The following is a 19,372-nucleotide window of genomic DNA, read 5'->3' on the forward strand; positions in this document are numbered from 1 at the left end:
GGCGGGAGCGGCGCTCTCAGGCGGGCTCAGGTGCTGCCAGGGTCCCGTTCAGCGGCCCCTCTACAATGACGCGGTGCCGTCCTCCCCTCCTCGAGCGTCCTCCCGCCCCCTCGCCCGGCTGCGCGAGAACCGCGACTCCGTCGCCGTGCTCTGGGGCGCCTTCGCGCTGGTGCACGTGGTGCTCTCCCTCCTGGCGCTGTTCGCTCCGGGTCTGCCGATGGGCGACGTCAGCATCGTCTACAAGGAGTGGATGAGGACCGCCGTCGAGGGCGGCGGCATCGCCGGGATCGACACGGGCTGGGTCTACCCGATCCTCGCCTGGGGCCCGATCGCCGCCTCCTGGCTCTTCGGCTCGGCGGGCTACGACCTGATGTGGCTCGTCCTCGTCGCGCTCGCCGACGCCGCCGCCTTCGCCCTGCTGCTGCGCGGCCGGTCGGCGCCTCGCCTCGCCGCGGCGCGCTGGTGGCTGCTGTTCCTCGTCCTCCTCGGGCCGATCGCGATCGGCCGCATCGACGCCTTCACCGCGCCGCCGGCCATCGCCGGGATGCTCTGGGCGGCGACCCGTCCGGGCGTCGCGGCGCTGCTGCTGACCGTGGCCACCTGGATCAAGGTGTGGCCGGCCGCGATCCTCGCCGCTGCCGTGCTGGTCCTGCGCGGACGGCTGCGGATGATCCTCGTCCCCGCGGTCGCCTCCGTGATCATCGTGCTCGCGGTCGTCCTCGTCGGCGGCGGGGACCAGGTCTTCAGCTTCGTCACAGACCAGACCGATCGGGGCCTCCAGATCGAGGCCGTCGTGAGCACTCCCTGGATGTGGCTGTCGGTCCTCCCGGGATCGGGGAGCTACGTCTACTACGCCGCCGACATCAACACCTTCGAGATGCACGGGCCCGGCACCGAGTTCGCGGCGAGCCTGATGACCCCGCTGCTCGCTCTGGCCATGCTCGGCGTGGCCCTGCTGGGTGCCCGTGCTCTCGCCCGCCGGGCGGACCCCGCCGGGCTGTTCCCGCTGCTCGCGCTGACCTTCGTGGTCGTGTTCATCGACACCAACAAGGTGCTCTCGCCGCAGTACATCGTCTGGCTCGCGCCGCCGGTGATCGCCGGGCTGATCGCGTGCCGCGACGGCGCGTTCGACCGGCCCGCGAAGCTGACCCTCGTCACTGCGGCTCTGACCCAGGTGGTCTACCCGTACCTCTACCTCTTCCTCCTCTGGTCGCACTGGTGGATGGTGCTCGTGCTGACCGTGCGGAACATCCTCCTCGTGGTGCTGCTCGGCTGGCTGCTGCGCGAGCTGTGGAGGATGGGGACGGCGCGGGTCGTCGCACCCGGCGCCACGACTTCCGCGTCGTCGCTGACCGGCGAGACCCGCCTGGCGCCCCAGGGCTCGTAGGCTCGGAGGGCGCGGAGCCGGCACGCGGTGCGCGCAGTCAAGGAGGCTCCCATGCTCGTCGCATTCTCGGTCGCACCGTCCGGGGGCGAGGCGCCCGACGCGTCCGTCCATGACGCCGTCGCCGCCGCCGTCCGCATCGTCCGCGAGAGCGGCCTGCCGTCGCGGACGACCTCGATGTTCACCGAGATCGAGGGGGAGTGGGACGAGGTCTTCGACGTCGTCAAGCGCGCGACGGAGGCCGTCGGAGCGTTCGGGACGCGCGTGTCGCTCGTCCTGAAGGCGGACATCCGCCCCGGCTACTCGGGCGAGATCGACGGCAAGATCGCCCGGCTGAACGACGCGCTGGGGGAGTAGCGGGTCCGCGCCGAGACCTCTCGTGTCCGGGCTTTCTCGAATCGATTCGACATCCGCTCGATCCTGAGTAGCCTTGACCGGTGACGCTCTCGCCCGCTCGGACCCGCCTCGCCCTGCTCGCCCTCGCGATGGGGGGCTTCGGCATCGGCTCGACCGAGTTCGTCGCGATGGGGCTCCTCCCGCAGCTCGCCGCCGACCTCCTCCCCGGGGTCTGGGCCGCGAGCCAGGAGCAGGCCGTCTCGCAGGCGGGGATGCTGATCTCAGCCTACGCGCTCGGTGTCGTGGTCGGCGCCCCCACCATCGCCGCCGCAGCGGCGCGCTGGCCGCGCAAGAGGCTCCTCCTGACCCTCCTCGTCGCCTTCACCGTCGGGACGATCGGCTCGGCGCTGCTCCCGAGCTTCCCGCTCGTCCTCGCCGCGCGCTTCGTCGCCGCGCTCCCGCACGGCGCCTACTTCGGCATCGCCTCCCTGGTCGCCGCCGACCTGATGGGTCCCGGCAAGCGCGGCAAGGGAGTCGCGTTCGTCCTCTCCGGGCTCACGATCGCGAACGTCGTCGGCGTGCCCGCGATCACCTGGGTCGGGCAGGTGGCCGGCTGGCGCACCGCCTACCTCGTGGTCGCAGTGCTCTTCGCGCTGACCGTCGTGGCCGTCCAGCTTCTGGTGCCCGCGCAGCCCGGGAATCCGGCGGCGACCGTCCGCAACGAGCTGCGGGCGTTCGGGCGCCTGCAGGTCTGGATGACCCTGCTCGTCGGCGCCATCGGCTTCGGCGGACTCTTCGCGATGTACAGCTACATCTCGCCGCTCGCGACCGAGGTGACGGGCCTGCCGCTCGGCGCGGTCCCGTGGATCCTGGTCGTCATCGGCCTCGGGATGACCGTCGGCAACCTCGTCGGCGGCTGGGCCGCCGACCGCGACGTGCGGCGGGCGCTGTTGGTGTTCTTCGCCGGTGTCGGCGTCTCGCTGATCGGACTCGCGCTGTCGGCCTCGTCGGTCGTCGGCCTGGTGGTGTTCGCGTTCCTCTCGGCGGGCTTCTCGGCCGCCGCATCGCCCGCGATCCAGACCCGGCTGATGGACGTGGCGCGCGACAGCCAGACGATCGCGGCAGCGCTCAACCACTCCGCGCTCAACATCGGCAACTCGGTGGGTGCCGCGCTCGGCGGCCTGACGATCGCCGCCGGACTGGGCTACCTGTCTCCCATCTGGGTCGGCGTGGGCCTGACCGCGGCCGGAATCGTGCTCGCTCTCGGCAGCATCGCGATCGACCGCGCCCGAGGCACGGTCTACCCGGTCCACCGCGAGCCCGCCCAGCCGGGCACCGACGGCATCCCGGTCGACGCGCTGTAAGCAGAGCGCGGCCCGGGCCTCTGGAAGACTCTCGGCATGCGCGCCGTGAGCTACTCGTCCTTCTCCGCCCTCCCCGCGATCGTCGAGGTCCCGGAGCCCGTCTGCCCCGTCGACGGCGTCGTCGTCCGCGTCGCGGCGACCGGGGTGTGCCGGAGCGACTGGCACGCGTGGAAGGGGCACGACGACTCGGTCGTCCTGCCGCAGATCCCCGGGCACGAGTTCGCCGGGACGGTGATCGCGACGGGAGCCCAGGTGTCGCTCTTCGCGGTCGGTGACCGGGTCACGGCGCCGTTCGTGTTCGCCTGCGGCGACTGCGAGCAGTGCCGGGAGGGGGCGACGCAGGTGTGCCTCCGGCAGCAGCAGCCGGGGTTCACCCTCGACGGGTCGTTCGCCGAGGCGGTGGCCGTGCCGGGTGCGGATCTCAACCTGGTGCGACTGCCCGACTCCGTCGGCTTCGTCGAGGCGGCCGGTCTCGGCTGCCGCTTCGGGACCGCGTACCACGCACTGCACGAGCGCGGCCGGGTCGCCCCGGGGGAGTGGGTCGCGGTGCTGGGCTGCGGCGGAGTCGGCCTCTCCGCGGTGATCGTCGCGCTCGCGGCCGGGGCCCGCGTGGTGGCGTCGGACGTCTCCGCCCTGGCGCGGGAGGCCGCAGCCGCGCTCGGGGCGGTGACCGTCCCCAGAGGCGAGGGTGCCGCCGAGGCGATCCGGGCGGCGACCGGAGGAGGTGCGCATCTGGCGATCGACGCCGTCGGAAGCAGGGTCACCGCGGAGGCGTCGATCGCCGCCCTGCGTCCGCGCGGCCGGCACGTGCAGGTGGGTCTGCTGCTCGGGCCCGACGCCGCACCGGCGATCCCGCTCGGCCGGGTCATCGCCCAGGAGCTGGAGCTGCTGGGCAGCCACGGCATCGCCCGGAGCGGCTACACGGCCCTCCTCGACGACGTCGTCGCCGGCCGTCTGCGCCCCGCCGACTCCGTCGGCCGCACCATTGCCTTCGAGGACCTGCCCGCCGCCCTCGCCGCGATGGACGCGCCCGCCGCGACGCCCGGCATGACGGTCGCCGTCCTGGCCCCCTGACGCGGGCCCGCAGGAGCACTCGCAGTCCCGGTCCGGTGGGTCTCGATGCCCAGCGTCCCGCGGCATCTCGACCAGCATCGACCCGTTGTCCGTGCCTGGCGGGTCTCGATACGCCGCGTCCCGCGGCGACTCGACCGGCACGACTCGGGCACGCCCGCCCTGCTCGACTGCAGGAGCAGGTGGCCGCCGCTCGACGAGGTGGAGTCCGCCGACAGCGATCCGCGTGCCGGCGGATCGATGCCGGGCGACGCACCCCGCTCTGCGGAACGCACCACATCGTGAAGCCGACCGCGCCGCGTCGGGCGGGGCTGCCGCCCCCCTGGAGCCCGCCGACAGTGATCCGCGTGTCAGCGGATCGATGCCGGGCGACGCACCCCGCTCTGGGGAACGCACCCCGTCGTGAAGCCGACCGCGCCGCGGCGGGCGGGGACCGCCGCGCCCTCGTGGAGCCCGCCGACAGCGATCCGCGTGTCAGCGGATCGATGCCGGGCGACGCACGCCGCTCTGCGGAACGCACCGCGTCGCGAAGCCGACCGCGCCGCGGCGGGCGGGGACCGCCGCGCCTTCGTGGAGCCCGCCGACAGTGATCCGCGTGCCGGCGGATCGATGCCGGGCGACGCACCCCGCTCTCCGGAACGCGCCACGTCGTGAAGCCGACCGCGCCGTGGTGGGCAGGGACCGCCGCGCCCTCGTGGAGCCCGCCGACAGCGATGCGCGTGCCAGCGGATCGATGCCGGGCGACGCACCCCGCTCCGCGGAACGCACCACGTCGTGAAGCCGACCGCGCCGCGGCGGGTGGGGACCGCCGCGCCCTCGTGGAGCCCGCCGACAGCGATCCGCGTGCCAGCGGATCGATGCCGGGCGACGTACCTCGCTCTGCGGAACGCGCCACGTCGTGAAGCCGACCGCGCCGCGGCGGGCGGGGACCGCCGCCCCCCCCTGGAGCCCGCCGACAGCGATCCGCGTGCCAGCGGATCGATGCCGGGCGACGCACCTCGCTCTGCGGAACGCACCACGTCGTGAAGCCGACCGCGCCGTGGCGGGCAGGGACCGCCACGGAAGAGGACTCAGTCCGTCTCGATGAGGATCCCGTCGTGGATGGCGCGCTTGCGGAGCGCCACCTTCGTGCCGACGTCGATGCCGACGACGCGGTACTTCTCGCGGATCCGCTTGAGGTACGACTTCGCCGTCTCCTCCGAGATGCCGAGCTCGAACGCGACCGACTTCACCGGCTCGCCGCCGCCATAGAGAGCCATCACGCGGCGCTCCTGCGCGCTGAGCTTCGGCGCTCCGTCGGAGTCGCCGGTGGAGAGCGCCATGTCGAGCTCGTGCGAGATGTAGGAGTGGCCGTCCTTGGCCGCGCGGATCGCCTCGACGATCATGTCCGCGTCCTCGGTCTTCACGAGGTAGCCGAGGGCTCCGGAGGCGAGTGCCTCGCGGACCACGGCGGGCTCGGAGTAGGTGCTCATCAGCACGGTCTTCACCCCGGTGGTCTTGAGGGTCGAGAGCTTCACCGAGATCGGGATGTTGTCCTTGAGGTCGAGGTCGAGGAGCACGACGTCGACGGGGAACTCGGGGTGCGTGAGCAGCTCGGGCCAGGAGGCGACCGCGGCCACCAGCTGGATGTCGGAGGCGGCTCCGCGGATCCACTCCGTGAGCGCTCCGAGGAGCATCTTGTGGTCGTCCACGACCGCGAGAGTGATCTTCGCGTCAGCGGTGGGTGTCATCGGTGTCCTTCGGTCGGCGGTCGTCGGCGGTCTCTCGGCGGCTGCTCACCGGTCGGCGGGATTCTCGACCAGGCAGTCGATCTCGATCCGGAGCTCCCCGTCGCGCGAGGTGTCGCGGAAGACGCCGACCTGAGCGATAGCCTCCCACGTCGCAGGATCGACGCCGCGCAAGGGCGCGCCTGAGGAGCGGAGCGTGATCGGCACGAGCAGTCCTCGGGCGGCCGTCCCGGCTCCGGGATCGCGGGGGCTGCCCGACTCGACGTGGAGGACCACGGCGAGCCCGGTCGCGCTGTCGGCCATCAGCCAGATCGCCGAGAGGAGCCCGTCGCGCTGCTGGTGCCCGAGGAGTCCGGCGGTGCCGTCCGGGTCGTCGAGCTCGACGAGCGGCGCGAGCAGCTCGGACTCGAGCACGGCATGGTGCAGCCAGGTCTCGCGCCGCCCCTCGATGAGGTGGAGGCGGAGCTGGGTGGCGAGCGAGGTCGCGTGGGCGGCGCGCTGGGCGTCGAGGGGCAGGCGGACCGAGCCGTCGCCCACCTCGGCGAGGAGGCGCTCGGCGGCGAGGTCGAGCCGTGCGAGCTCTTCCGAGGCGAGCATCCCGACCGCGTAGCGCGGGCCGAGCGTTGTGCTCTGCACGAGGGCGCGGTCGATCTCGAGCTGGACCATCCGGCGGAACCCGCGCATCATCACGACCACGACGACGGCCGGCGCGATCGTCACCACGAGGGCGCTGATGCGCACCGAGAGCGCGCCCGCGCCGCCCGACTCCATCGAGAGGAACGCGATCACCTCGGCGATCGCGACGAGGGCGCTCACCGCGAGGATCTCGATCCCGCGCCGGTGGACGATCAGCGCGGCGTGCGCGACGGCGCCCGCGACCGCGGCGGTGGGGACGGTGCGGGCCGCGCCGGAGTCGGTCACGGCCACCAGGTCGAGCACGACGGCGGTTCCGAGGGCGACGAGGAAGCAGAGGTAGACCGGGAGCGGCAGGCGGCGTCCGCCGAGGTGGATCGCGAGGACGGTGGACCCGAAGGCCAGGACGACGAGGACCCAGGCGATCGCCGCGGGTGCGAGGTCGCTGTAGCGGGCGGAGGTCGAGAGGAAGATCAGCAGCTCGTAGGCGAGGATCGCGGCGGCGATGCCGTTGAGGCCGCTGCCGAGGTAGTTGGTGCCGAGCCCCTCCTGCTGGCGGCGGACCGAGCGGGCGGACCGGGAGGAGCGGCCGTGCGTCGCGGGCACGCGTCCCAGCAGCGGGGCCCGCGACTCCGGCGCGGGGCTCACTTGGGGACCTCCAGCACCACGGTCGTCCCCGATCCGGGGGCGCTGAACAGTCTGGTGCGGCCGCCGACGTCGCCGAGCCGGGCGATCACCGACTCCTTGAAGCCGAGCTTCGTGTCGGGGACGGTCGCGATGTCGAAGCCCGCGCCCGCGTCCGTGACCATCGCGCGGACGGTCGTCTCGTCCTCGGTGATCGTCACGTCGGCCGAGGCGACGCCGGAGTGGCGGCGCACGTTCTCGAGGCACTCCGCCAGGGCGAGCACGAAGGAGTCGAGGGCCGCGCCGGTGAGCGCCACCTGGCCGGAGCCGTGCCAGATCACGTCGAGCCCCATCCGGCCGAAGCGGTTGCGGACGGTCTCGAGGGTGTTGGCCGCGGGGGCGGAGGTAACGCTGGTCAGCTGGTAGGAGCCGGACGCGCTCGGGGTGGGGGTCCCGCCGAGCCGGAGCTGGCGCAGGAGCTGCGCGTCCTGCGCCGCCTGCTGCCGGAGCGCGTCGACCGACACTCCGCGGCCCGAGTGCGCGAGGAGCGTGAGGGTGGCCAGCACCGTGTCGTGCAGGAGCCGCGCACCCTGCCGGCGCTGCGCCTCCGTCTCGCTGGCGAGGCGCTCCACACGGTGCGCGTTGCCGATGCTGTCGATCCGCCGCACCACCCGAGGGACCGCTGTGCCGATCCAGAGGGCGAATCCGCAGAGCGTGCCCCAGGGCAGCAGGCTCTGGACGACCACGGTGGGGATCATGGTGCCGCTCGAGACGAGCACCGACGGGATCAGGCTCGGGAGGAGCACCGGCAGCAGCAGGAGCAGTCGGCGCGCGGACGTCGTCACGACCACGGCGATGCTCGCGGTCACGGCGTTCGCGGTGTTGACCAGGACGAACCCGGCGAAGTCGGCGCCCGGAGCGAGCCCCAGCGCGAGGCCCCAGCCCAGCAGCAGGCCGCCGACGGCGACGGCGATCACTCGGCCGCGGCGCCCCGTCCGGGCGAGCTCGACGTGGGCGGCCATCATGCCCAGGAGCAGCGCGACGGCGAACGGCACGGCGGCGGGCTGGAGCGTCCCGGGGATGAGGGCCATGCCGAGCGCCCCCGCCTCCGTGAGCAGGCCGATCCCGCAGGCGGAGTGGCGCAGCAGCCGATCGCGCTCGCGGGCGCTGCGGATCATCGGCACGCTCTGGCCCCCTCCGGTCGTGGCGCGGGGCTGGCCCCCGTCTCACGATAGCCACTGGCCGGGCCGGTCGGCGCGGTTCGGGGCGTCGAACCGCGCCGGAGTCGGGCGGGTCAGGCCGTCGCGGGATGCGCCAGCAGCCGGGCGAGGTGCGCGCCGACCGCGTCGTCCTCGATGAGGAACCCGTCGTGGCCGAACGTCGAGGTGATCACCGCGACCTCTCCGCCGTCGAGAGCGCCGGGAGCGTGCGCCGCGATGATCCGCTGGCCCTCGACCGGGAAGAGCCGGTCGCTGTCGATGCCGAGGACGAGGGTCGGGCTGGTGATCCGGGAGAGGGCGGCCGCCTCGCCGCCCCGGCCGCGGCCGACGTCGTGCGAGTTCATCGCCTCGACGAGCGTGATGTAGCTGTTCGCGTCGAAGCGGCGCGTGAACTTGTTGCCGTGGAAGTCGAGGTACGACTCCACGGCGAAGCGGCCGCCGCCGCCGAGCGGGCTGAGCCCCGACTGCCAGCTGCGCTCGAAGCGGTCGTTGAGCTCGGAGGGGCTGCGGTAGTTGAGCAGTGCCATCCGGCGGGCGAGCGCGAGGCCGTGGTACGGGCCCTGGCCGTCGCCGGCGTCGTAGTAGGAGCCGCCCGCGAAGGCCGCGTCGTTGCGGATCGCCTCGAGCTGCACGAAGTTGAGGGCGATCTGGTCGGCCGTGGCCCGCGGGGGAGCTGCGAGGACCGCGAGGCGCGCGACGCGCTCCGCGTGGTCGATCCCCCATTCCAGCGCCTGCATCCCGCCCATCGAGCCGCCGATGACGGTGTGCCAGCGCTCGACGCCGAGCAGGTCGCTGAACTGCACCTGCGCCCGCACCTGGTCGCGGATGCTCGTGTACGGGAACCGTGCGCCCCACTCGTGGCCGTCGGGGGCGAGGGACGCGGGACCGCTGGAGCCCTGGCAGCCGCCGAGCATGTTCGGGGCGACCACGAAGAAGCGGTCGGTGTCGATCACGAGGCCGGGGCCGACGAGTCCCGACCACCAGCCGTCCGTCGCGTGGCCGGGATCGCCGCGGCCGAGCAGGTGGGAGTCGCCGGTCAGCGCGTGCAGGACGAGGACGGCGTTGTCGCGGCGCTCGTTCAGCGCGCCCCAGCTCTCGTAGGCGATGCGGGCGTGGGGGAGGCGGCCGCCCGCCTCGAAGTCGAACGGGCCGAGGTCGACGAAGCGGCGTCCGCCCGGGTGGTCGCCGTCGCGCCAGGCTCCGGTGGCGGGCGGCTTGCCGATGACCGAGAGGAGCTGGCGCTCGGTGACGAACGCCGACGGGACCGTGTCCTCGAGTGTCTGCTGCCAGTCCATAGCGCTGTCCATCGTGTCAGAGCGCCGCGGGGCGGAGCCGTTTGTTACGCCCTGCTCCCGCGCTCCTCCGCCCGCGCGCGGAGCGCCCTGACGCGATCCCCGAGGACGGGGACCCCGTCAGGGCGCCGAGGGGCCTCAGGCGTTCGCGCGGGAGGCCTCGACGACGGCGCGCGCGGCGCGGAGGGCCTGGTCGAGGTCGGCGCGGAGGTCGTCGACGTTCTCGAGTCCCACCGACAGGCGCACCAGGCCCGGAGTGACGCCGGCGGTCAGCTGCTGCTCGGGCGAGAGCTGCGAGTGCGTGGTCGACGCGGGGTGGATGACGAGCGAGCGGACGTCGCCGATGTTGGCCAGGTGCGAGAACAGCTCCAGCGAGTCGACGAAGGCCCGGCCGGCGTCCACTCCGCCCTTGAGCTCGAACGAGAGCACCGCGCCCACGCCCTTCGGCGCGTAGCGGTTGGCCGCGGCGTACCAGGGCGAGGTGGGCAGGCCCGAGTAGTTCACCGAGGCGATGTCGGAGTGGTTCTCGAGGTACTCCGCGATCTCCTGCGCGTTCTGCACGTGGCGCTCGATCCGGAGCGAGAGGGTCTCGATGCCCTGGATGAGCTGCCAGGCGCTCGCCGGGGCGATCGAGGCGCCGAGGTCGCGCAGCAGCTGCACGCGGGCCTTGATGATGTAGGCGAGGGAGTCGCCGACCGCGGCGGTGTAGACGGCGCCGTGGTACGACTCGTCCGGCGTGGTGAGGCCGGGGAAGCGCTCAGCGTTCGCGGTCCACGAGAAGCGGCCGCCGTCGACGATCGCTCCGCCGATGACCGTGCCGTGGCCGCCGAGGAACTTCGTCGCCGAGTGCACGATGATGTCCGCGCCGTGCTCGAAGGGGCGGATCAGGTAGGGCGTCGCGATGGTGTTGTCGACGATCAGGGGCACGCCGGCGTCGTGCGCGACATCGGCCACGGTGCGGATGTCGAGGATGTTGATCTTGGGGTTGCCGACGGTCTCGGCGAAGAACAGCTTCGTGTTCGGACGGACGGCGCGGCGCCACTCCTCGCGGTCGTCCTGGTTCTCGACGAAGGTCGTCTCGATGCCGAGCTTGGCGAGGGTGTACTTGAAGAGGTTGTAGGTGCCGCCGTAGATCGAGGACGACGAGACGATGTGGTCGCCGGCCTGGGCGATGTTCAGCACTGCCGCGGTCTCGGCGGCCTGGCCCGAGGCGAGCAGCAGGGCGCCGGAGCCGCCCTCGAGGGCGGTGAGCCGCTCCTCCACGACCGCCTGCGTCGGGTTCTGGATGCGGGTGTAGATGTTCCCGAACTCGGCCAGCGCGAACAGGTTCTGGGCGTGCTCCGCGTTGTCGAAGACGTAGGAGGTGGTCTGGTAGATCGGCGTCGCGCGGGCCTTGGTCACCGGGTCCGGCGCGGCGCCCGAGTGGATCTGCTTGGTCTCGAACTGCCACTTCTCGGAGTCGGTCATGGTGCTTCCCATCGGATCGTCGGGGTCGGGGACGGGGCCGTTCTCCGTCGCGACGAGCGTACGCGGGGGCCCGCCGGGCGGCCAGGACCGCCGACACACGGGGTAACGGCCGTCAGCGCCGCTCGGGCTGCCGGTCGCGCTTGGCGCCCGTGGGGTCGGCGCGGTCCGGGCGCGGGGGCCTCTCGTCGGCCGCCAGGGCGAAGAGCCAGGCCGCGCGGGGCTCGACCAGCCGGTGGAAGACGGTGCGGGTCCAGCCCAGTGAGAGCGCGACCGAGACCGCGATGCAGAACACGATCATCAGCGCGAGGGCGAGCGTGCTCTCCGTCTGCGAGAGGATCCCGGACTCCCGCAGCGGATAGAGGACGAAGCTGTGGAGGAGGTAGACGTACATCGTCGACTGCCCCCAGGCGGTGAGCGGGGTGCGGCGGCGGGGCACCAGCGCGAAGAGCGCGAGCGAGAGCACGACCGCTCCGGCCATCAGGGCCAGCCGCACCAGCCCGGCCCACCACTGGGTCTCGCCGAGGGCGTCGTAGGGGCGGTCGTAGAAGAACCAGTAGCGCAGGTCCGCCGCTCGGAACGCCTCGATGTTGACGGTCATGACGACCGCCGTGATCGCGAAGAGGACGACGGCGAGGATCCGGGCGAGGAGCACCCGCGACGGCGGCTGATCGAGCCAGCGGTCGACGGCGGAGCGGCCGCCGGGGGCGAAGCCGCGCAGGCGCCAGCCGAACACGAAGAACGGCAGGATCCCGATCGCGCGTGCGAGCGAGAAGGTCGAGTCGATGTTGTCGTAGTAGCTGACCCCGACCGCGAGCACCACGCTGATCAGCAGCGGCCAGCGCAGCAGCGCCAGGTAGGGGAGGACGAGGCGGAAGATGCCCAGCGCGAGCAGGAACCACAGCGTCCAGCTCGGCTTCGTCGGGTTGAACTCCTGCTTCCCCTCGACCAGGAACTGCACCAGGGTCCAGATCGTCTCCATGATCAGGTAGGGCAGGAGGATGTCGGTCAGCACCCGCCGCATCGCGCGCCCGCTCGGTGCGCCGCTCTTGGAGAAGTAGCCCGAGATGATCGCGAACGCCGGCATGTGGAAGGCGTAGATCGTCAGGTAGACGATGAGCGAGGTGTCGGAGTTGGCCGTCAGCCTCTGGACGCCGTGCCCGATCACGACGAGGGTCACGCAGACGAAGCGCGCGTTGTCCCAGAGGGGAACGCGGCGCTTCGGGGTGACGGCTGTCCCGGCGGTCGCGGGAACCGGGTCGGCGGGCGGCACGCGGCCAGACTAGCGTTGGGCTGCGACGACGGAGTCGAGGGTGTCCGAGGCTTGACGGAAGGGGACGGGCGTGGATCGACGCGTTGTCGTGACAGGAGCGAGTTCAGGGATCGGGGCGGCCGCGGTCCGCCTGTTCCGCGAGCACGGCTGGGAGGTCGTCGCCGTCGCGCGCCGGCGCGACCGGCTGGAGGCGCTCGCCGCCGAGACCGGCGCCGGGTACTTCGCCGCTGACCTCACCGACGCCGCCCAGGTCGACGCTCTGCGCGACCATCTCGCCTCCTCCGGGCCCGTGCACGCGCTCGTGAACAACGCGGGCGGTGCGCTCGGACTCGACTCGGTCGAGAAGTCCGACCCCGAGGACTGGCGCCGCATGTTCGAGATCAACGTGCTCTCGGTGAAGCTCGTGACCAGCGCGCTGCTCCCGCTGCTGCGGGCCGGGATCCGGGGGAGCGGGACCTCCGCGGACATCGTGACCGTCACCTCGATCGCCGGCCACGTCGCCTACGAGGGCGGAGGCGGGTACAACGCCGCCAAGCACGCCGCGCACGCGCTGGTCGCCGTGCTGCGGCTCGAGCTGGCCGGCGAGCCGATCCGCGTGATCGAGATCGCGCCGGGGATGGTGCACACGGACGAGTTCTCGCTGGTCCGCTTCGGCGGCGACCGTGAGCGCGCCGACGCGGTCTACGCCGAGGTCCCCGACCCGCTGGTCGCGGAGGACGTCGCCGCCGCGATCGTCTCCTCGGTGGAGCTCCCCGCCCACGTCAACCTCGACCTCGTGACCATCAAGCCGGTCGCGCAGGCGGCCCCGCACAAGGTCGCGAAGGGACCCCTGGCCCCGCGCGCCTGACCGATGTGACGCGGAGGCCCGCGACGGCCTAGCCTGTCCCTCATGGTTTCCGACGCCGACGACTCCGCCGCCCTCCTCGCCGCCACGGAGAAGGAGGTGCTCGGCTGGCTCGAGTTCGGCGACGCCGCTCGGCACCTGGCCGACGACGTGGTCGCGTCGGGCTACCGGCCGGAGCTGGTCGTCGCCATCGCGCGCGGCGGTCTGCTCCTCGCGGGCGCCGTGGCCTACGCGCTCGGCATCAAGAGCTGCGGCGCGCTGAACGTCGAGTTCTACACCGGCGTCGAGGCGCGACTGGCGGAGCCCGTGGTGCTGCCGCCGCTGCTCGACGAGGCGTCCGTGCGCGGCAAGCGCATCCTCCTGGTCGACGACGTCTCCGACTCCGGCCACACCCTCGCCCTCTCGGTGAAGCTCATCCGCGCGATGGGTGCCGAGGTGCGCACCGTGACCCTGTACACGAAGCCGCGCACGGTGCTCGAGCCCGATTTCTTCTGGCGCCGCACCCCGCGCTGGATCGTCTTCCCCTGGTCGGCTCTGCCCCCGGTGGACGGAGCCCTCGCCGAGGACGACGAGTGAGCGTCCACCTTATCGGCGGCGGAGGCGGCGTCGAGCACGACCAGCAGCTGTACGGGGCGTTCCTCGCGGAGGCGCGCGCCCACGCGGTCGACGCCGGCCGGATCGAGGGCCCGCGCATCGCGATCGTCGTCGTCCACGACGGGCTGGGCCCCGAGGCCTACGCCGGCTACGCGGCACTGCTCGCGACGGTGGGCCCGCTCGACGCGTTCGCCGTGATGAAGCCGGAGGGCGGCCGGATCGATCCCGCGGTCTTCGACGACGTCGACGGGATCTTCGTCGGCGGAGGCCTGACCCCGGCCTACCGCGACGCGCTCGAGGCCTGCTTCCCGCGGCTGCGCGATCTCGTCTCCTCCGGAGTGCCGTACGCCGGCTACTCGGCGGGAGCCGCCGTCGCGGCCGATCGCGCCCTCGTCGGCGGCCACCGGATCGGCGGCGTCGCCGTCGTCCCGGAGGGTGCGGCGGAGGAGCTCGACGAGGTCACGGTGCTCGAGGGCATCGGCCTCATCGACGTGACGGTCGACGTGCATGCGGCGCAGTGGGGGACCCTCGGCCGCCTGGTCGCGGCCGTCGAGGCGGGCCTGGTCGACGGCGGCGTCGCGCTCGACGAGTCCACCGTGCTGATCGTCGGCACCGGCGCGCTCCGCGTCGGCGGCGCCGGCTCGGTGTGGCGCGTGAGCGGCAGCGACGCCGGAGTCGTCGTCGCGACGCTCGCGGCGGGCTGACTCGGTGGACCTCGCTGAGCTCGCGGCCTCGGGACTGATCGACAGGGGCTGGGCGGAGGCGCTCGCCCCCGTCGCCGGGGACATCGCCGCGATTGGCGACTTCCTCCGCGGCGAGGTCGCGGCCGGCCGGCCCTACCTCCCCGCGGGCCGCGACGTGCTCCGCGCCTTCGCCGCACCGCTCGCGGACGTGCGCGTCCTCATCGTCGGACAGGACCCGTACCCGACGCCCGGGCACCCGATCGGGCTGTCCTTCGCGGTCGAGCGCCACGTGCGCCCGCTGCCGAGGAGCCTGCAGAACATCCACCGCGAGCTCCGGGACGACCTCGGCGTCGAGCCGCCCGAGCACGGCGACCTCAGCGGCTGGACCTCGAGCGGCGTGATGCTGCTCAACCGGGTCCTCACCGTCGCCCCCGGCTCTCCCGCCTCGCACCGCGGGAAGGGCTGGGAGGCGGTCACCGAGCACGCGATCCGCACGCTGGCCGCCCGGGACGCGCCTCTCGTCGCGATCCTCTGGGGCCGCGACGCCGCGTCGCTCCGCCCGATGCTGGGGGAGGCCGGAGTGATCGAGAGCGCGCACCCCAGCCCGCTGTCGGCCTCGCGCGGCTTCTTCGGCTCCCGGCCGTTCAGCCGCGCCAACGCCCTCCTGGAGGAGCGCGGCGCGGAGCCGGTCGACTGGAGCGCTCTCGCGTGACCGGGCGCTCGCCCGCGGGGCGGCTACGCTGGCCCGGATCGATGGGCGGAGCCGAAGGGGAGCCGGATGCTTGAGGAAGAGTACGAGAGCCGGCGCGTCCTGCCGCCGCACCTGCGGAAGGCGCCGCCTCCCGAGCCCGGCTTCTCGTTCGAGATCCGCGACGCCCGCGACGCCGACCTCCCGGACATCCGCGAGATCTACAACCACTACGTGCGCAACACGGTGGTGACCTTCGACGAGGACGACTCGACGCTGAAGGAGTGGCGGACGAAGTTCACCCGCAACCAGAAGCTCGGGCTGCCCTTCATCGTGGCCGTCTCGCCGTCGGGCCAGATCCTCGGCTACGCGATGGTGTCGCCGTGGTCCTCCAAGCGGGCGTACCGCTTCACCGTGGAGAACTCGATCTACCTGCGGGCGGCCTCCACCGGCAAGGGCCTCGGCCGGGCGCTGATGGCCGAGCTCCTCGAGCGCGCGAAGGCCGTGGGGATCCGTCAGATCATGGCCGTCATCGCCGACAAGGGCGCGGAGGCGTCGTTGGCGATGCACGCGCAGTTCGGATTCGTCGAGGTCGGCCGGATGGGCCGCGTCGGCTTCAAGTTCGAGCGCTGGCTCAGCACCGTCCTGCTGCAGAAGACCCTCAAGTAGGGCCGACCCGCCCCTGCGAATGCGCCTCATCGACAGGTGCCGGGGAGCGCGCCGTCCCTACACTGGACGGCATGGAATGGCTCGTCCCGCTCATCGTCGTCGTCGCGCTCGTCGTCATCCTCGGGGTCTACCTCTGGGCGACGTACAACTCGCTGGTCACCCTCAACGTCCGCGTGGACGAGGCGTGGAGCGACATCACCGTCCAGCTGAAGCGCCGCGCGGATCTGATCCCCAACGTGATCGACTCCGTGAAGGGCTACGCCTCGCACGAGCGCCAGGTCTTCGAGTCGGTGACGCAGGCTCGCGCCGAGACGCTGCAGGCCCAGGGCCCGGCGGAGGCGTCGGTCGCCGAGGACCACATGCAGAGCGCTCTGAAGTCGATCTTCGCGGTCGCGGAGGCGTACCCCCAGCTGCAGGCGAGCCAGAACTTCCTCCAGCTGCAGGGCGAGCTGGTCGACACCGAGGACAAGATCCAGTCGGCCCGGCGCTTCTACAACGGCGGCGTACGCGAGATGAACACCAAGGTGAAGGTCTTCCCGAACACGCTCTTCTCGCGTCGGCTCGGCTTCTCGGAGCGCGAGTTCTTCGAGGTCGGCGATCTCGCCGCGATCTCGGAGCCCCCGCGCGTCCAGTTCTAGGCAGCCGCCGTGTACAGCGCGATCGCCCGCAACAAGCGCAACACGGTCCTGATCCTCGTCCTGTTCCTGGCGATCATCGGCGGCCTGGGCGCGCTGGCTGCAGCGGTCTACCGCAGCACGACGATCGTCGTGGTGGTGCTCGTGATCGCCGCCGGGTACGCGTTCTTCCAGTACTTCTTCGCCGCTCGCCAGGCGGTCGCGCTCAGCGGCGGCGTGGCGGTGGAGAAGGCGGACGAGCCGAGGCTCTACCGCATCGTCGAGAACCTCTCGATCGCGACGGGCACGCCGATGCCGAAGGTTTACCTGATCGACGACCCGGCGCCGAACGCGTTCGCGACCGGCCGTGATCCCGAGCACGCCGTCGTGGCTGCGACGACGGGCCTGCTCGCGATCATGGACGACGCCGAGCTGGAGGGCGTGATGGCCCACGAGCTGGGCCACGTCCGCAACTACGACATCCGCGTCTCGATGATCGTCTTCGGTCTCGTCGTCGCGGTGGGCTTCCTCTCGGACGCCTTCCTCCGCCTGGCCTTCTTCGGGCGGGGCGGCAACGGCAACGGCGGGGGCAACCCGGCGCTCCTGATCGTCGGGCTGGTGTCGATGGTCCTCGCGCCGATCGTCGCCTCGGTCGTGCAGCTCTCGATCTCCCGTCAGCGCGAGTACCTCGCCGACGCGACCAGCGCGCTGACGACCCGCCACCCCGACGCCCTCGCCCGCGCCCTGCTCAAGCTCGAGTCCGCGGGCCGGCCGATGCAGCGGCAGAACAGCTCGATGGCGCACCTCTGGATCGCCGACCCGTCGAAGCCGGGAGTGGTCGCGCGCCTCTTCGCGACCCATCCGCCGATCGCGGACCGCGTCGCCCGCCTCTCCGAGATGGGCTCGCGCTTCTAGCAGGCCGATCCGGCCGACGCCCCGTCGACGATCGCCGCCCCGCACCGCATCCCGCTTCGGTCAGAGGTGCGCCCGTCACCGCGCCGGACGGGACGTCATCCGGTCGGAGCCGCGAGCGGACCGCCGTCGACGGTCGTCAGGTACTCGGCGAAGACCGGCGCCGGGTCGATGCCGCTCGCCGCCGCGTCGACCAGCGCCCGCCGGACCAGGGCGAGGACGACGGTGGCCAGGACGGCCGCCCGGTGCGGGGACGTGCGGCCGAGCCCCATCCGCTCCGCGAGGAACGGCGTCAGCGCCTCCTCGCCGTCGTGCAGCGACTGCGCCCAGACGGCGCGCATCGCCGAGGTCTCGGTGAGCAGGGGGATCAGCCGGAGGGTGCGGTCGAGCTGGGGACCGGAGGCCGCCGCGGCGAAGGCGTGGCCGAGCGCCGCGTTCAGCGGCTCGGCGGCCGGGCGCTCGAGGAGGGCGCGTCCCATCGCGGCGATCGCGGCGGCGAGCACCGGGCGCACGCAGTCCTCCTTCCCGCCGAGGTACCGGTGGAAGGTCCGGAGGGAGACGCCGGCCGCGTGGGCGAGCTCGCCCGTGCCGACCCCGACGACGCTCCCGCGCTCGAGCAGACGGGCGACGCAGCGCTCCGAGAGCGCCAGCGCCAGGACGCCGCCGGGCGCGCTCACGCGATCCTCCTCAGTGCTGCGGCGAGGGCGGCCGCGAGGTCGCCGCGACCGACGACCTCGACGGCGTCGAGGCCCTGCCAGGCCGCCGCCTCGACCAGCAGTGCGGCGAGCCGCTCCGGCGTGTCGGCCGGGGCCCCCGGCTCGAGCCAGGCGGCCTGCACGAGGAGGACCCGGCGCTTGCGCTCGCTCTTGAGGTCGACCCGGGCAGCGATCACGTCGTCGAGGAGCACGGGGAGGACGTAGTAGCCGTGGACCCGCTGCTCGGCCGGGGTGTAGATCTCGATCCGGTAGTGGAAGCCGAAAAACAGCTCGGCCCTCGGCCGGTGCCAGACCACGGGGTCGAACGGCGAGAGGAGCGCGTCCGCCCGGAGCGTGCGGGGGCGTCGGGCGTCGACGTGCCGCCAGAGCGGCACGGATCGCCCGCCCCGCTCCCAGCCGCGCACCTCGACGCGCTCGAGCTCGCCCGCCTCGACCAGCTCGTCGATCGCGACGCGCGTGGGGGACTGGAGCAGCCGGTGGTAGTCGGCCAGGTCGCCGAGGGTGCCGATCCCGTGGGCCCGGGCCGCCCGGCGCACGAGCTCGCGGACGGCGTCGGGGAGGGGCACGTCGGCATCGAGCACCGCGCTCGGGAGGAGCCGCTCGGCGAGACCGTAGGAGCGCTCGAAGCGCGTGCGCCCCGCCGTCACCACCTCGCCCCAGCGGAACAGGACCTCGAGGCCGCGCTTGATGTCGGACCAGCCCCACCAGGGGCCCGTGCGGACGTTGGCCTCGTGCTCGATCTCGGAGGCGCGGAGGGGACCGTCGGCGAGCGCGGCGCGGAGCCAGTCGAGGGTGGCGCGGTTCTCGTGGGCCCAGCCCTCGTGCTCGGGCAGGCGGACCCGGCGGTAGTGCTCCATCCGCCAGCGGTAGAGCGGGAGATCCTCGCGGCGGACGAGGGCGGCCTCGTGTGCCCAGTACTCGACGTAGGGGCCGTCGGGGGAGAAGGCCGCGGCGTCGAGGAGGGAGCGCTCGTAGGGGCCGAGCCGCGCGAGCAGCGGCAGGTAGTGGCTCCGCTCGAAGACGTTCACCGAGTCGAGCTGGAGCGGGCGGATCCGGTCCACGGCGGCGCGCACCCGGCGCGCGTCGACCCGGGACGGACGGGGGCCGAACCCCTGCGCCGCCAGGGCGATGCGGCGCGCCAGCGCGGGGGAGAGCTGCTCGGTCATGGTCCGCCCACGCTAGCGAACGCCCCCGACATCGCCGTCCCCGATTCGGCCCCCGGCGTTCGCCCGGCATTCACCGCCGCGCTCCCTCGCCGACTCGC

Annotated in this window: 19 protein-coding genes; 11 read left to right on the top strand and 8 right to left on the bottom strand. The window is 73.0% G+C overall.

The window, feature by feature from the left end; all coding sequences use genetic code 11:
- Positions 1-73 precede the first annotated feature (73 nt).
- The 4 genes from C5C71_RS00430 (at position 74) to C5C71_RS00445 (ending at position 4,158) form a co-directional block, all read left to right on the top strand.
- On the top strand, positions 74-1,387 hold the full coding sequence (locus tag C5C71_RS00430) for a glycosyltransferase 87 family protein (protein ID WP_104336918.1): 1,314 nt from the start codon (positions 74-76) through the stop codon (positions 1,385-1,387).
- Positions 1,388-1,438: 51 nt separating this feature from the next.
- A complete protein-coding gene (locus C5C71_RS00435) occupies positions 1,439-1,741 on the top strand; it encodes a thiamine-binding protein (protein ID WP_104224449.1) in 303 nt (100 codons plus the stop codon).
- 128 nt (positions 1,742-1,869) lie between these two features.
- Positions 1,870-3,084 carry an MFS transporter gene (locus C5C71_RS00440; protein WP_104336972.1) on the top strand — a complete coding sequence of 405 codons (1,215 nt, stop codon included), beginning with the start codon at positions 1,870-1,872 and terminating at the stop codon, positions 3,082-3,084.
- A gap of 36 nt (positions 3,085-3,120) precedes the next feature.
- Complete coding sequence (locus tag C5C71_RS00445) at positions 3,121-4,158, top strand: alcohol dehydrogenase catalytic domain-containing protein (RefSeq protein WP_104336919.1); 1,038 nt, start codon at positions 3,121-3,123, stop codon at positions 4,156-4,158.
- A 1,067-nt stretch (positions 4,159-5,225) separates the two neighbouring features.
- On the opposite strand, the gene C5C71_RS00455 is transcribed toward C5C71_RS00445, so the two are convergent.
- From C5C71_RS00455 to C5C71_RS00480, 6 genes are all read right to left on the bottom strand, one after another.
- Complete coding sequence (locus tag C5C71_RS00455; protein ID WP_104224447.1) at positions 5,226-5,885, bottom strand: response regulator; 660 nt, start codon at positions 5,883-5,885, stop codon at positions 5,226-5,228.
- 45 nt (positions 5,886-5,930) lie between these two features.
- The gene (locus tag C5C71_RS00460; protein WP_146084382.1) at positions 5,931-7,121 is read right to left on the bottom strand and encodes a hypothetical protein; all 1,191 of its coding nucleotides are present in this window, start codon (positions 7,119-7,121) and stop codon (positions 5,931-5,933) included.
- A 38-nt stretch (positions 7,122-7,159) separates the two neighbouring features.
- Positions 7,160-8,317 (bottom strand): sensor histidine kinase, encoded by a 1,158-nt coding sequence (locus C5C71_RS00465; protein ID WP_104336973.1) that lies wholly within the window; start codon positions 8,315-8,317, stop codon positions 7,160-7,162.
- 116 nt (positions 8,318-8,433) lie between these two features.
- Positions 8,434-9,654, bottom strand: coding sequence for a homoserine O-acetyltransferase (locus C5C71_RS00470; protein WP_104232776.1), 1,221 nt, complete (start codon positions 9,652-9,654; stop codon positions 8,434-8,436).
- A 135-nt stretch (positions 9,655-9,789) separates the two neighbouring features.
- Complete coding sequence (locus tag C5C71_RS00475) at positions 9,790-11,118, bottom strand: bifunctional o-acetylhomoserine/o-acetylserine sulfhydrylase (RefSeq protein ID WP_104225507.1); 1,329 nt, start codon at positions 11,116-11,118, stop codon at positions 9,790-9,792.
- A gap of 112 nt (positions 11,119-11,230) precedes the next feature.
- A complete protein-coding gene (locus C5C71_RS00480; protein WP_104336922.1) occupies positions 11,231-12,388 on the bottom strand; it encodes an acyltransferase family protein in 1,158 nt (385 codons plus the stop codon).
- Between the two features lie 70 nt (positions 12,389-12,458).
- On the opposite strand from C5C71_RS00480, the gene C5C71_RS00485 reads away from it, so the two are divergent.
- The 7 genes from C5C71_RS00485 to C5C71_RS00515 all read left to right on the top strand — a co-directional run bounded on the left by C5C71_RS00485 (position 12,459) and on the right by C5C71_RS00515 (position 17,395).
- Entirely contained in the window at positions 12,459-13,235 is a 777-nt protein-coding gene (locus C5C71_RS00485) for an SDR family NAD(P)-dependent oxidoreductase (protein WP_258063402.1), read from the top strand.
- A gap of 42 nt (positions 13,236-13,277) precedes the next feature.
- Positions 13,278-13,808, top strand: coding sequence for a phosphoribosyltransferase (locus C5C71_RS00490; RefSeq protein ID WP_104224441.1), 531 nt, complete (start codon positions 13,278-13,280; stop codon positions 13,806-13,808).
- Positions 13,805-14,530, top strand: a complete 726-nt coding sequence (locus C5C71_RS00495; RefSeq protein ID WP_104224440.1) for a peptidase S51 — start codon at positions 13,805-13,807, stop codon at positions 14,528-14,530. The genes C5C71_RS00490 and C5C71_RS00495 overlap by 4 nt, the downstream gene beginning before the upstream one ends.
- Before the next feature lie 4 nt (positions 14,531-14,534).
- Complete coding sequence (locus C5C71_RS00500; protein ID WP_104336923.1) at positions 14,535-15,221, top strand: uracil-DNA glycosylase; 687 nt, start codon at positions 14,535-14,537, stop codon at positions 15,219-15,221.
- A gap of 66 nt (positions 15,222-15,287) precedes the next feature.
- Entirely contained in the window at positions 15,288-15,866 is a 579-nt protein-coding gene (locus C5C71_RS00505) for a GNAT family N-acetyltransferase (RefSeq protein ID WP_104262462.1), read from the top strand.
- Between the two features lie 71 nt (positions 15,867-15,937).
- The gene (locus C5C71_RS00510; protein ID WP_104225511.1) at positions 15,938-16,504 is read left to right on the top strand and encodes a LemA family protein; all 567 of its coding nucleotides are present in this window, start codon (positions 15,938-15,940) and stop codon (positions 16,502-16,504) included.
- A gap of 9 nt (positions 16,505-16,513) precedes the next feature.
- Positions 16,514-17,395, top strand: coding sequence for a M48 family metalloprotease (locus C5C71_RS00515; RefSeq protein WP_104336924.1), 882 nt, complete (start codon positions 16,514-16,516; stop codon positions 17,393-17,395).
- A 95-nt stretch (positions 17,396-17,490) separates the two neighbouring features.
- On the opposite strand, the gene C5C71_RS00520 is transcribed toward C5C71_RS00515, so the two are convergent.
- Both C5C71_RS00520 and C5C71_RS00525 read right to left on the bottom strand, forming a co-directional pair.
- Positions 17,491-18,069 carry a TetR/AcrR family transcriptional regulator gene (locus C5C71_RS00520; RefSeq protein WP_104224435.1) on the bottom strand — a complete coding sequence of 193 codons (579 nt, stop codon included), beginning with the start codon at positions 18,067-18,069 and terminating at the stop codon, positions 17,491-17,493.
- Positions 18,066-19,274, bottom strand: a complete 1,209-nt coding sequence (locus tag C5C71_RS00525; protein WP_104224434.1) for a winged helix-turn-helix domain-containing protein — start codon at positions 19,272-19,274, stop codon at positions 18,066-18,068. The genes C5C71_RS00520 and C5C71_RS00525 overlap by 4 nt, the downstream gene beginning before the upstream one ends.
- Positions 19,275-19,372: the final 98 nt, after the last annotated feature.

The sequence above is a fragment of the Rathayibacter sp. AY1C1 genome (assembly GCF_002932105.1).
Classification (GTDB): Bacteria; Actinomycetota; Actinomycetes; order Actinomycetales; family Microbacteriaceae; genus Rathayibacter.